This window comes from Pseudomonas sp. MSSRFD41 (assembly GCF_014230245.1).
Classification (GTDB): Bacteria; Pseudomonadota; Gammaproteobacteria; order Pseudomonadales; family Pseudomonadaceae; genus Aquipseudomonas; species Aquipseudomonas piscis.
On record NZ_JACKZK010000011.1, the window covers coordinates 43,923 to 56,271 of the forward strand.

General features: G+C 65.3%; 13 protein-coding genes. 5 read left to right on the plus strand and 8 right to left on the minus strand.

The window, feature by feature from the left end; genetic code table 11:
• Positions 1-75: 75 nt before the first annotated feature.
• From H7A76_RS17745 to arsC, 4 genes are all read right to left on the minus strand, one after another.
• A complete protein-coding gene (locus H7A76_RS17745; RefSeq protein WP_185699698.1) occupies positions 76-747 on the minus strand; it encodes a DNA-3-methyladenine glycosylase I in 672 nt (223 codons plus the stop codon).
• Positions 748-858: 111 nt separating this feature from the next.
• The gene (locus H7A76_RS17750) at positions 859-1,281 is read right to left on the minus strand and encodes a DUF2069 domain-containing protein (RefSeq protein ID WP_185699699.1); all 423 of its coding nucleotides are present in this window, start codon (positions 1,279-1,281) and stop codon (positions 859-861) included.
• On the minus strand, positions 1,265-1,879 hold the full coding sequence (wrbA, locus tag H7A76_RS17755) for an NAD(P)H:quinone oxidoreductase (RefSeq protein ID WP_185699700.1): 615 nt from the start codon (positions 1,877-1,879) through the stop codon (positions 1,265-1,267). The genes H7A76_RS17750 and wrbA overlap by 17 nt, the downstream gene beginning before the upstream one ends.
• A complete protein-coding gene (arsC, locus tag H7A76_RS17760; RefSeq protein WP_185699701.1) occupies positions 1,876-2,229 on the minus strand; it encodes an arsenate reductase (glutaredoxin) in 354 nt (117 codons plus the stop codon). The genes wrbA and arsC overlap by 4 nt, the downstream gene beginning before the upstream one ends.
• Positions 2,230-2,368: 139 nt before the next feature.
• Between arsC and H7A76_RS17765 the strand changes: the two genes are divergently transcribed.
• Positions 2,369-2,833, plus strand: a complete 465-nt coding sequence (locus H7A76_RS17765) for a TlpA family protein disulfide reductase (RefSeq protein WP_185699702.1) — start codon at positions 2,369-2,371, stop codon at positions 2,831-2,833.
• Positions 2,834-2,875: 42 nt separating this feature from the next.
• On the opposite strand, the gene H7A76_RS17770 is transcribed toward H7A76_RS17765, so the two are convergent.
• The 4 genes from H7A76_RS17770 to H7A76_RS17785 form a co-directional block, all read right to left on the minus strand.
• The gene (locus H7A76_RS17770) at positions 2,876-3,280 is read right to left on the minus strand and encodes an META domain-containing protein (RefSeq protein ID WP_185699703.1); all 405 of its coding nucleotides are present in this window, start codon (positions 3,278-3,280) and stop codon (positions 2,876-2,878) included.
• Positions 3,277-3,714: a hypothetical protein gene (locus H7A76_RS17775; RefSeq protein WP_185699704.1), complete on the minus strand. Its 438-nt coding sequence runs from the start codon at positions 3,712-3,714 to the stop codon at positions 3,277-3,279. Before H7A76_RS17775 ends, H7A76_RS17770 begins: the two co-directional genes overlap by 4 nt.
• A gap of 90 nt (positions 3,715-3,804) precedes the next feature.
• The gene (locus tag H7A76_RS17780; protein ID WP_085596863.1) at positions 3,805-4,794 is read right to left on the minus strand and encodes a 2-hydroxyacid dehydrogenase; all 990 of its coding nucleotides are present in this window, start codon (positions 4,792-4,794) and stop codon (positions 3,805-3,807) included.
• A gap of 67 nt (positions 4,795-4,861) precedes the next feature.
• Positions 4,862-7,615, minus strand: a complete 2,754-nt coding sequence (locus tag H7A76_RS17785; RefSeq protein ID WP_185699705.1) for a response regulator — start codon at positions 7,613-7,615, stop codon at positions 4,862-4,864.
• 239 nt (positions 7,616-7,854) lie between these two features.
• On the opposite strand from H7A76_RS17785, the gene H7A76_RS17790 reads away from it, so the two are divergent.
• The 4 genes from H7A76_RS17790 to rlmD all read left to right on the plus strand — a co-directional run bounded on the left by H7A76_RS17790 (position 7,855) and on the right by rlmD (position 12,304).
• Positions 7,855-8,574, plus strand: a complete 720-nt coding sequence (locus H7A76_RS17790; protein ID WP_185699706.1) for a response regulator transcription factor — start codon at positions 7,855-7,857, stop codon at positions 8,572-8,574.
• Positions 8,561-9,934, plus strand: coding sequence for a sensor histidine kinase (locus tag H7A76_RS17795; protein ID WP_185699707.1), 1,374 nt, complete (start codon positions 8,561-8,563; stop codon positions 9,932-9,934). Before H7A76_RS17790 ends, H7A76_RS17795 begins: the two co-directional genes overlap by 14 nt.
• Positions 9,935-10,049: 115 nt before the next feature.
• The gene (gene cysM / locus H7A76_RS17800) at positions 10,050-10,952 is read left to right on the plus strand and encodes a cysteine synthase CysM (RefSeq protein ID WP_185699708.1); all 903 of its coding nucleotides are present in this window, start codon (positions 10,050-10,052) and stop codon (positions 10,950-10,952) included.
• Positions 10,952-12,304 (plus strand): 23S rRNA (uracil(1939)-C(5))-methyltransferase RlmD, encoded by a 1,353-nt coding sequence (gene rlmD / locus H7A76_RS17805; RefSeq protein WP_185699709.1) that lies wholly within the window; start codon positions 10,952-10,954, stop codon positions 12,302-12,304. The genes cysM and rlmD overlap by 1 nt, the downstream gene beginning before the upstream one ends.
• Positions 12,305-12,349 lie beyond the last annotated feature (45 nt).

Consider the following 12,349-nt stretch of genomic DNA (forward strand, 5'->3'; position numbering starts at 1 on the left):
AGTCGGTTGGGCGAAAGTGAGGAAGATCTCCCTGCCCGTTGCAGGCAGGGAGATGGTCTGCAAATTAAGAAGGGATTAGTGGTTGACCGTATAGGCCAGCATCGCCGACAGCTGGCACAGCGGACGGCCGCTTTCCTGTTGCCACTGATTGAACACCGCTTGTACCAGGGCCTGGTCGCGTTTGCTGCTGGGCACCTTGTCGACGATACCCTGGGCATTGAGTGCTGCCACCACGTCCTGGGAAGGAATGAAGGTGTCCTTGCCCACCATGCGCAGGAAGCGTGGCGCCGACAGGCCGCCCAGCTGGTTGCCGTGCTTGGCCAGGTATTGCCAGAGGCCGGTGATGTCCTGGACCGGCCAGTCGGCGATGAAGCTGCCGAAGCTGCCATGTTGCTGCTCCACGTCGAGGATCATCTGGGCATTGCGCGGGACGCTCTTGAGCTTGCCCAGGTGACGAATGATCCGCGTGTCCTGCATCAGCCGCTCCAGGTGTTCGGCGCCCATCAGCACTACCTTGTGGGGATCGAAGCCGAAGAACACTTGTTCGAAGGCCGGCCACTTGGCGTCCACCAGGCTGTGCTTCAGGCCGGCGCGAAAGACCCGCAAGGCCAGCAGCGACAGGTAGCGATCGGCACCCAGGGTGCGCAGGTAGTCATCGCTGGCCGGAGTCGGCAGCCGCGCCTCCAGGGCTGCGGCGGAGCCGAAGCGATTGAGACAGTATTCATTCAGCCATTTGTAATCGTGCATGCCTGCTCCGGTTGGATCGGGAGTGTCGGTCAGAAGGTCCGTTGTGCAAGGTGGGGGCGGCTGGCATGGATGCAAGTCCTGGCATCTTGCGATGGGGGCTTGCATCTTGCCTCAGGCCGGGGTGGCGCCTTCGCCGGCCAGCCGGCGGTTGAGCTGGAAGCGCCAACGCACGTAGAGCAGCGAGGAAGTGAATACCGCGAGGCTGGCGAGCATTTCCAGCAGGCCGAACAAGTGGCGGTTCGGGTCATAGGCTGCCAGCGCGCCCTTGATGAAGTACAGGTTGACCACGAAACACATCCAGGAGTGCCCGCGGGCGCTGCCACTGAGCATGCCGGGGGCCATCAGCAACAGGGGCATCAGCTCGATCAGCAGGATCACCCAGGGACGGGCGCCGTGCAGGTCGGCCACCAGCAGGTAATAGATGCACAGCAGGGCCACCAAGGCGAAAAAACACACCAGGCTCAGGACCCGGGCCACCCGCACCCGTGGTTTTAGCCAGTGGATTTCGGGCAGGATCTTAGGCTTCTTGGCCACGGCCGTTCTCCAGTCGCTGGGCGGTCTTGGCCAGGCGCAGGCCCAAGGCCCGGCACAGGGCGATCTCGTGCTGGTCCAGCGGGCTCTTGCCATCCGCGCCGGCATGGTGGCTGGCGCCGTAGGGGGTGCCGCCGCCCTGGGTCTCCAGCAGCGCCGATTCGCTGTAGGGCAAGCCGGTGATCAACATGCCGTGGTGCAGCAAGGGCAGCATCATCGACAGCAGGGTGGCTTCCTGGCCGCCATGCAGGCTGGCGGTGGAGGTGAACACGCCGGCGGGCTTGCCCACCAGGGCGCCGGTCAGCCACAGGTTGCTGGTACCGTCGAGGAAGTACTTGAGCGGCGCCGCCATGTTGCCGAAACGGGTCGGGCTGCCCATGGCCAGGCCGGCGCAGTTCTTCAGGTCGTCGAGGCTGGCATACAGCGCACCGCTGTCGGGGATGGCCGGGGCCACGGCTTCGCATTCGGTGGAAATGGCCGGGACGGTGCGCAGGCGGGCTTCCAGGCCGGCTTGCTCGACGCCTCGGGCAATCTGCCGGGCCATCTCGCTGGTGGAGCCATTGCGGCTGTAGTACAGCACCAGTATGTACGGCGTGCTCAAGGCAGGATCTCCAGCACGTTTTCCGGTGGTCGGCCGATGATGGCCTTGTCGCCGGCCTCCAGGACCGGGCGTTCCATCAGCTTGGGGTGCTGGGCGATGGCGGCGATCAGTTGCTCCTCGCCGAGGCTGGTGTCCGCCAGCCCGAGCGCCTTGTATTCGTCTTCGCCGGTGCGCAGCAACTGGCGGGCGCCGATGCCGAGCTTGCCCAAGAGGCTGCGCAGTTGGGCGGCGTCCAGCGGGGTTTCCAGGTAGCGGACCACGGTCGGGGCCAGGCCGCGTTGTTCCAGCAGCTCCAGTGCGGCACGGGATTTCGAGCAGCGCGGGTTGTGATAAAGCGTCAGGTCGGTCATGTGCGGGTCGCATCTTGCGTAAGGTGGCGGCTATTCTACCCGCGCGACGGGCTCTGCTGAACCTCGAGAGTCGTTCGGTCGCAGCGGCCATGGGTGGCCGTGGATCATCCAAGACACTTTCAAAGACGGGAAAACAGGCATGGCAAGGCAATTGGCAGCGGCATTGGCGATCATCACGACCCTGTTGCTGGGTGGTTGTGGCAATGACTACGGGGTCGACCAGTATGGCCGCAAAGTCGCCGCCGAACGTCTCGACAAGCAGTGGCTGGTGCTCAACTACTGGGCCGAATGGTGTGGCCCGTGCCGGACCGAGGTGCCTGAGCTGAACGCCTTGGACGAGCAACTCAAGGGGCAATCGGTGACGGTATTGGGGGTCAACTTCGACAACGTGCAGGGCGAGGAGCTCAAGAGCGCCAGCGAGAAGCTGGGGATCAAGTTCACCGTACTGGCCCAGGATCCGTCGCCGATCTTCGACCTGCCACGCTCCGAGGCGCTGCCGGTGACCTACATCATCGACGACCAGGGCAAGGTGCGGGAGCAATTGCTGGGTGAACAGACCGCGGCAGGCGTATTGGCGAAACTGCAGGCCCTGCGCGGTCATTGATGACGGGCACCGTGGCCACCCAGTGGCCACGGCGCAGGACAGTCAGCCTTCTTCCAGCCACCAGCGCAGCGGCTTGCCTTCGGCGGGCCAGAAGCGTACTTGCTCGATGGGCGAGATATCCCAGCGTTCGACGGTCTCCAGGGCCTGGAGGAAGCGCCGCTCCTGTTCCATCAGGGCCGGGGCGCAGAGCTTGCGGGTGCTGCCCACCTTGCCGAAGCTGAGTTTCTGGCCATCCAGGGTGTAGGGGGCGAACCAGTGGTTGCAGCCACCATTGCCATAGGCGCGGCCATCCTCGCCCAGGGTGATGGTCAGGTGGCTGTAGTCGATGAGCGGACGCTCACCGATCCACTCCAGGATATAGCTGCGGTCTTGCTCAAGCTTCAGCGGCTCGGCGGCGCAGCCCAGCAGGCCGGCGCCCAGTGCCAGGAGCAGCGCCAGGCGTTTCATTGCGCCGCCTGCCGGCATTCAGGGCACAGGTGGCGCTCGCCTTCGCTGCTCCAGCCGAGTTCGGCGATCCGTGCGCTGGCGGCAGGCTGGCGGGCTTTTTCGCCGAGCTTGGCATCCACTGCGAATTCGAAGTCCAGCTGGGTGGCGCAGCTGTCGCAGTTGACCTGCCATTGGTGGATGGCCAGTTCGCCGAAGACCGGGCCGCTGGCGACCGCGACCCATTGGCCGACCGGGTTGATCAAGTGGCGAACGGTGTCCACCGTCAAGCGCATGGACAAGTCCTTGCTGCCCTTGAGGGTGACCAGCAGCACGTCGTTGGCGCGGATCGAGCCACCATTGCCGGTGACTTGATAGCGGCCAGGCACCAGTGCGCGGCATTCGATCAGGGTGTGTTGCGGGCTCATCAGGGTGTAGCGGAAATCGTGTTCGACCATGGGTCCTCCAAATCTGCCGCGTATGCTAGCACGGGCCCCGGCGCCACAGGGCGCGGGCTGGCGACCTTCGATCAGCCCGCGCCGCGGCGCTCAGTCATGGACCAGGTTCTGTGGCTGGCCGGCGAACCAGCTGGCGATGTTGTGCAAGGTGGTGTCGGCGATCGCCGCCAGGGCCTCGCGGGTCAGGAAGGCCTGGTGGGCGGTCACTATCACGTTGGGGAAGGTCAGCAGCCGCGCCAGCACGTCATCCTGCAGGGGCAGGTCGGAGCGGTCCTCGAAGAACAGCTGGGCTTCTTCTTCATAGACGTCCAGCCCCAGGTAGCCCAGTTGGCCATTCTTCAGGGCGTCGATCAGCGCCGGGGTATCCACCAGGCCACCGCGGCCGGTGTTGATCAGCATCGCCCCGGGTTGCATCCGGGCCAGGCTCTGCTGGTTGATCAGGTAGCGGCTGTCGTCGGTCAGGGGGCAGTGCAGGCTGATGATCTGCGACTGCTCCAGCAGTTCCGCCAGGCTCAGGTAGCGGGCCCCCAGGGCCTGCACGGCCGGATTCGGATAAGGGTCATGGGCCAGCAGCTGGCAGCCGAAGCCGGCCATGATGCGGGCGAAGGTGGCGCCGATCTGCCCGGTGCCGACGATGCCCACGGTCTTGCCCACCAGGTCGAAGCCGGTCAGGCCGTGCAGGCTGAAGTCACCTTCGCGGGTACGGTTGTAGGCCCGGTGCAAGCGGCGGTTGAGCGCCAGGATCAGGGCCACGGCATGTTCGGCCACGGCGTGGGGCGAATAGGCCGGGACCCGGACCACGTCCAGGCCCAGGCGCTTGGCCGCCGCCAGGTCGACGTGGTTGTAGCCGGCCGAGCGCAGGGCGATCAGGCGGGTGCCACCGGCCGCCAGGCGCTCGAGCACCGGTGCGCCCAGATCGTCGTTGATGAAGGCACAGACCACTTCATGGCTCTCGGCCAGGGCCGCGGTGTCCAGGCTCAGGCGGGCGGCCTGGAACTGCAGCTCCAGGCCCTGGGGCAGGCGGGCACCGAGGAAACTCTCGCGATCGTAGTTCTGGCTGCTGAAAAGAATCGTCCGCATGGTTGCATCCTTGTTCGGGGAGGGCGCCCAGCATGGGGCCTGGGCACCGGACTGGGATTGCCCTGGGTCAGGCCTTGACCCGTGCTTCGCTGGCCAGGCGATCGATGGCGTGGTCCAGTTCGTCCAGGGCGGCGAAGGCCTTGGCATCCTCCTGCTTGAGCAGGGTCTCGCTGCGCTGGCAAGCCGCTCGCAGTTGTGGCACGCCGCAGTAGCGGGTGGCACCGTGCAGGCGGTGGACCCGTTCGATCAGGGCACTGTGGTCGTTGGCGGCCCGGGCGGCATTGATCGCCTCGCGGTCGGCTTCCAGCGAGGCCAGCAACATGGCCAGCATGTCGGCGGCCAGGTCGGCTTTGCCGGCGGCCAGGCGCAGGCCTTCGTCCTGATCCAGCACTTGCAGTTCCAGGCCCAGCTCAGGGCGTTCGCCGCTGCGGTCCGAGCCCTGGTTGCGCAGGGCCAGCCCGGTCCACTTGAGTACCACCTGGGCCAGTTGCCGCTCGCTGATGGGCTTGGTCAGGTAGTCGTCCATGCCGCTTTGCAGCAGGGCGCGTTTTTCATTGGCCATGGCGTGGGCGGTCAGGGCCACGATCGGCAATGGCGGCCCCTGGCGCTCGCTTTCCCACTGGCGGATCGCCTCGGTGCTCTGCCGGCCGTCCATGCCGGGCATCTGCACGTCCATCATCACCAGGTCGAAGGGCTCGTGCTGGATAGCGTTGAGGGCGGCATAACCGTTGTCCACCGCCTGCACCTTGGCGCCCATGTCCTGCAACAAGGTCTGGATCAACAGCAGGTTGGCCGGGTTGTCATCGACGCACAAAACCCGTGGCGCACGGCTGGAAAGCGCTTCCTCGGGTTCGCTGCGGGCCCTGCGTGGGGTGACCAGGTCGGACAGCGCCCGGCGCAGTTTGCGGGTGCAGGCCGGTTTGGCCTGCAACTGGCTGTGGGGGTTGGGCACCGAAAGCTGGAACAGCGTCTGTTCGGTGGTCGGGCATAGCACCAGGACCTTGCAGCCCAGGTGTTCGAGATCCCAGATGTGCTGGCTCAGGCGTTCCGGCGACATGTCGTTGCTGGTTACACCCAGTACCGCCAGGTCGATGGCCTGGTCGCTCTGGTGGACGCCGGTGATGCCGTTGGTCAGGGCTTCCAGGGTGTTGAACGGAGTCACTTCCAGGCCACAGTCTTCCAACTGGTGTTGCAGGGCCTGGCGCGCCAACTCGTGGTTTTCCAGCACCGCTACGCGCCGGCCCAGCAAAGGTGGCGCGGGCAGGTCCTCGGCGTCGTCGCGGGTCTTGGGCAGGCTCAGGCTGATCCAGAACTCCGAGCCTTCGCCGGGGGTGCTGTCGACTCCGATCTCGCCGCCCATCTGTTCGATCAGGCGCTTGGAAATCACCAGTCCAAGGCCAGTACCGCCGGGTTGGCGCGACAATGAGTTGTCGGCCTGGCTGAAGGCCTGGAACAGGGCGCGCACATCCTGGTTCGACAGGCCGATGCCCGTGTCCTGGATGCTGATGCGCAGTTGCACGCTGTCTTCGTGTTCTTCTTCGAGCATGGCCCGGGCGACGATGGTGCCCTCGCGGGTGAACTTGATGGCGTTGCTCACCAGGTTGGTGAGGATCTGCTTGAGTCGCAGCGGGTCGCCGACCAGCGACAACGGCGTATCGCGGTACACCAGGCTCACCAGTTCCAGCTGCTTGGCGTGGGCCGCCGGGGCGAGGATGGTCAGGGTGTCCTGCAACAGGTCGCGCAGGTTGAACGGGATACTGTCGAGCACCAGCTTGCCGGCTTCGATTTTCGAGAAGTCGAGGATCTCGTTGATGATCCCCAGCAGGCTGTCGGCGGATTTCTCGATGGTGCCCAGGTAGTCCAGCTGGCGCGGGGTCAGCTCGCTTTTTTGCAGCAAGTGGGTGAAGCCGAGGATGCCGTTGAGTGGTGTGCGGATCTCGTGACTCATGTTGGCCAGGAACTCGGACTTGATCCGGCTGGCCTCCAGGGCCTCCTTGCGCGCCAGGTCCAGCTCGATGTTCTGGATCTCGATGGTCTCCAGATTCTGGCGTACGTCCTCGGTGGCCTGGTCGATGCTGTGCTGCAGTTCTTCCTGGGCATTCTGCAGGGTGCTGGCCATGCGATTGATGCCCGAGGCCAGGTCGTCCAGCTCCTGGCTGCCCAGGGGCGGCAGGCGGGTTTCCAGGTTGCCGTCCTTGAGCTGGGTCACCGCCTGCTTGATCTGGCTCAGCGGGTTGTTGATGGTCCGCCCCATGCGCACCGCCAGCAGGGCGGTCACGGCCAGGCCGGAGGCGATCAGCAGCAAGCTGGCGAACAGGCTGCGGTAGCCGCGCAGCAACATGCCGCTATGGGACAGCTCGAGTTCCACCCAGCCCAGCAACCGGTCGGATTCATCGGGGATCAGGTCGCCCGCGAGGTTGCGGTGGCGACCGAAGACCGGCAACTGGTAGCGGGTCGCGTCGTTGCCGCTGCGTTGCACCATCCGGGTGTTGTCGCCAGCGGGTGCCGGGTTGAGCATGGTGGGGCCGGCATGGGCCAGGGGCGTGCGGTCCGGAGCGAGCAACGACACTGCACGCACGTCCTGTTGTTCCAGGGCCTGGGTGGCGATGCGCTCGAGCATCTGGGTGTTGCGGTTGCCCATCGCCGGGGCCACCAGGGAGGCCAGTTGTTCGGCGATCATTTCACCGCGTTGCAGGAGTTGGGCCTGCAACTCCGATAGCTGCATCCAGGTGAAGTAACCACCCAGCACCAGGGCCATCAGGCTGGTGGGCAGCAAGGTCAGCAACAGTACGCGGCCTTTGATTCCCAGTTTCTTGAGCACGCAACTCTCCTGCTTCCACGCGATTTCGATAGGTGAACGGGCACGTCCGTGATGCGCCACCTGCGCAGTGTAACGATTTGCCGGGGGCCAATCTTGGCAAATTGTCTCGCCGGCGCCGATGGAAGGCCACGATGCACGGGGCCGGTGGTCGGTGTGGGCGGGGGGCGACCGAGGCATTGGTTGCCGTGCCTCGGGCAATCTTGAATAATCGGTCAACTGAGAATCACTTGCACAAGCCAATGACTCCCGTACCTGTTGACTCCCCCCGTATCCTGGCCATCGAGGACGACCCGGTGCTCGGTGCTTATGTCCATGAGCAACTGCAGCGCTGCGGTTTTGCCGTGACCTGGTGCCGCAATGGCCAGGAAGGGCTGGGCATCGCCCGCCAGCAGCCATTCGACGTGCTGCTGATGGATATCCTGCTGCCTGGAATGGACGGTCTGACGCTGCTCACGCACCTGCGCCAGAGCCATTCCACTCCAGTTCTGCTGATGTCGGCCCTGGGCGCGGAAGCCGATCGCATCAGCGGTTTCCGCCTGGGCGCCGACGACTACCTGCCCAAGCCATTCAGCATCGCCGAGTTGCGGGTACGGATCGAGGCGATCCTGCGCCGGGTGGCCCTGGACCGGCGCCCGATGCCGCCGGTGCCCGTCAGCCAGCAGCAGAGCCTGCGGTTCGACGACGAGCTGTGCGACGTGTTCTTCGCCGAACAGTGGGCCGGGCTGACCCGCAGCGAATACCGCTTGCTGGAGACCCTGCATCGCAATGCCGACGAAGTGCTGAGCAAGGCCTTCCTCTACCAGCATGTGCTGCAGCGCGGCTATGCCGCCCACGATCGCAGCCTGGACATGCATGTCAGCCAGATCCGCCGCAAGCTCAAGGCGCTGGGCTACAGCGAACGCCAACTGCGTACCGTATGGGGCAAGGGCTATGTGTTGAGCGCCGATGAGCTGGCCTGAGCTGCCCGGGCGACACTCGGTGTTCTGGAAACTGGCGTGCCTGCTGGTGGCCTTCTGTTTGCTGATGATCTGGCTGAGCTGGTCCTGGGGCCGTTATGTCGAACAGAAGAACCTCTACCTGTCCGATGAAGCCCGGACCGCTCTTCACGCTTATGCGCGAGAGGCCGAGGAGGCCTGGAAGAGCGGCCAGCAGACGGGCGTCGATGCCTGGGTCCAGCAGATGGCCAGTCGCGAGAAGAGCTGGGTCGGGGTTATCGGCAGCGACCTGCAGTCCCTCGGCAGCTACCCCTTGAAGCCCATGGAGGCCCAGCGCCTGACCTTCCTGCGGGGGCCGGACTGGCCGGTGAGCCGGCATGCCCGGAGCTTGCCCTGGTTGAAGATTCCCTTCCCCGAAGAGCCTTCTGCCGGCAGCCTGGTGATGGAGTTGCCGCAGCGCTTCATGCCCGGCCGCTACCGGTTGTTCTGGCAGGTCATGACCAATGGCGTGATCCCCGGGCTCTTCACCTTGTTGCTGTGCGTGGGGCTGTACCGCTTGTTGGTGGTGCCGCTCAACCAGTTGCGTGAGCAGGCCAATGCCTGGCGGGCGGAGCAATTGAATGCCCGGCTGTCCGCCCAGACCACCTTGCGCAGGGATGAATTGGGCGAACTGGGGCGGGCTTTCGACCAGATGTCCGAGCGCCTGCAAAGCACCGTGGCCACCCAGCAGCAGTTGCTGCGGGACTTGTCCCATGAATTGCGCACGCCCTTGAGCCGCCTGCGGGTAGCCAGCGAAAGCGAGCAGAGCCTTGTCGCGCTGCGCGAGCGCCTGGGGCGCGAAGTCGATGGCATGCAGCGCCTGGTGGAAGACAGCCTGCAACTGGCCTGGCTGGATACCGAACGGGCGCCCCTGGCCGAGGAGCAGATCCAGGTCCAGGCGCTGTGGGAGATGCTCAGCGAAAACGCCTGTTTCGAAAGCGGCTGGTCTAGTGGACAGTTGCGTTGCGAACTGGTGGCCGATTGTTGGGTGCGAGGGCATCTCAACACCTTGGCCCAGGCCCTGGAAAATATCCTGCGCAACGCGATACGGCATTCTCCACCTGGTGCCCGGGTAACCCTGGACGGTCGGCGTGAGGGCCAATGCTGGCATTTGTGGCTCGATGACCAGGGGCCGGGAGTCGCCGAACAGGACCTGGAGCGGATCTTCGCGCCCTTTACCCGCCTGGATGGCTCGCGTCCCGGAGACGGCGGGTTCGGCCTGGGCCTGAGCATCGCGCGCAATGCCGTGGGGCGCCAGGGTGGACAGATCTGGGCGCAGAACACCGAGCAGGGGCTGCGCATCCATTTGCGCTTGCGGGCGGCGCAAGCGCCGGCCACTGCGTGAGGGCCGCCAGTCGGCTTTATATCGATAAGCGATAAGCCCCTCACTTTGCGTGATATGGCGCCAGGAGGTTTGCCGGTATGATAGGCGCCCCCGCAGTCTGGATTGCGAATACGCCATGACCTTGCAATACCCAACCATCGCCGATTGCGTCGGCAACACCCCGCTGATTCGTTTGCAGCGCCTGCCCGGCACCACCAGCAATACCCTGTTGCTCAAGCTCGAGGGCAATAACCCGGCGGGTTCGGTCAAGGACCGCCCGGCACTGTCGATGATCACCCGTGCCGAATTGCGCGGGCAGATCCAGGCCGGCGATACCCTGATCGAGGCGACCTCGGGCAATACCGGGATCGCCCTGGCCATGGCCGCGGCGATCAAGGGCTACAAGATGATCCTGATCATGCCCGACAACTCCAGCGCCGAACGCAAGGCCGCGATGACCGCCTATGGCGCCGAGCTGATCCTGGTGAGCCAGGAACAGGGCATGGAAGGTGCCCGGGACCTGGCCGAGCGGATGCAGGCCGAAGGTCGCGGCAAGGTGCTCGACCAGTTCGCCAATGGCGACAATCCAGAGGCCCACTACACCGGCACCGGCCCGGAAATCTGGCGCCAGACCCAGGGCAGCATCACGCACTTCATCAGCTCGATGGGCACCACCGGCACCATCATGGGGACCTCGCGCTACCTGAAGGAGCAGAACCCCGGCGTGCAGATCGTCGGCCTGCAACCCATGGAAGGCTCGGCCATCCCGGGCATTCGCCGCTGGCCCGAGGAGTACCTGCCGAAGATCTACCAGGCCAGCCGGGTCGACCGGATCGTCGACATGGCCCAGAGCGAAGCCGAGGACGTGACCCGGCGCCTGGCCCGGGAGGAAGGCGTCTTCTGCGGCGTGTCGTCCGGTGGCGCGGTGGCGGCGATGCTGCGTTTGTCTCGTGAAGTGGAAAACGCGGTCATGGTCGCGATCATCTGCGACCGTGGCGATCGCTACCTGTCGACCGGCATCTTCGATGCTCCCAACTGATGGCTAAGCACGAGAGAGGCCTGCGCTTCCAGCCGGCGGGCGGCAGCCGGGCGCCACAGATTCCAGAGGGCAAGAAACAGCGCCTGAGCATCCAGCGCCTGGCCAACGACGGTCGCGGTATCGCCTTCGTCGAGGGCCGGACCTGGTTCGTCAACGGCGCCCTGGCTGGCGAGGACGTCGAGGCCCGGGTCCTGGGTGCCCATGGCAAGGTGGTCGAAGCCCGCGCCGAGCGGATCTTCAGCGCCAGCGAACTGCGGCGGCCTGCGCCCTGTGCCCACGCCGGGCGCTGCGGTGGCTGCAGCGTCCAGCACCTGCCCCACGAACAACAGCTGGCCCTCAAGCAACGCATGCTCGCCGAGCAACTGTCCAAGGTGGCCGGCCTCGAACCCGAGGCCTGGGCCGAGCCCTTGAGCGGCCCCGAGTTCGGCTATCGACGCCGGGCCAGGGTGGCGGTGCGCTGGGACAACAAGACTCGGCAGCTTGAAGTAGGTTTTCGCGCGGCCGGCAGCCAGGACATCGTCGCCATCGACGACTGCCCGGTGCTGGTGCCTGAATTGCAGCCGATCATGCAGCGTTTGCCCGCCATGTTGCGGCGCCTGAGCAAGCCCCGGGCGCTGGGGCATGTGGAGCTGTTCAGCGGCTCGGCCCTGGCGGTGCTGTTGCGGCATATGGCGCCGCTCTCGGAAAGCGACCTGGGGATCCTCAAGGACTTCTGCGATTTCCATCAGGCGCAGTTGTGGTTGCAGGGCGAAGGCGAGCCGCAACCTTTCGCTCCATCGCAGGCCCTGGGCTATCGCCTGGCGGCTTGGGACCTGCACTTGGCCTACCGGCCGGGAGACTTCGTCCAGGTCAATGCCGGGGTCAACGAGGCGATGGTGGCCCAGGCCCTGGAGTGGTTGGCGCCGCAGGTTGGCGAGCGGGTCCTGGACCTGTTCTGCGGTCTGGGCAATTTCGCCCTGCCGCTGGCTCGCCGGGTGCGGGAAGTGGTGGCGGTGGAAGGCGTGGCAACCATGGTGGCGCGGGCTGCGGAAAATGCCGCCAGCAACAATTTGCATAACACGCGCTTTTTTCAAGCCGATTTATCCCAGCCCCTGAGTGCTGCCGAGTGGGCCGCCGAGGGCTTTTCTGCGGTACTCTTGGACCCACCCCGCGACGGTGCTTTCGAGGTGGTTCGCAATCTTGCGGCCCTGGGCGCCAAGCGGTTGGTGTATGTGTCATGCAACCCGGCGACTCTGGCCCGTGACACGGTCGAACTGACCAGGCAGGGCTATCGGTTAAAACGTGCCGGGATTCTCGATATGTTTCCTCAGACGGCGCATGTCGAGGCCATGGCGTTATTCGAAGCGAGCTAGGATGGCTTGTCTAATCCGACTGGTCCTCAAGGTCCGGCTCGCGGG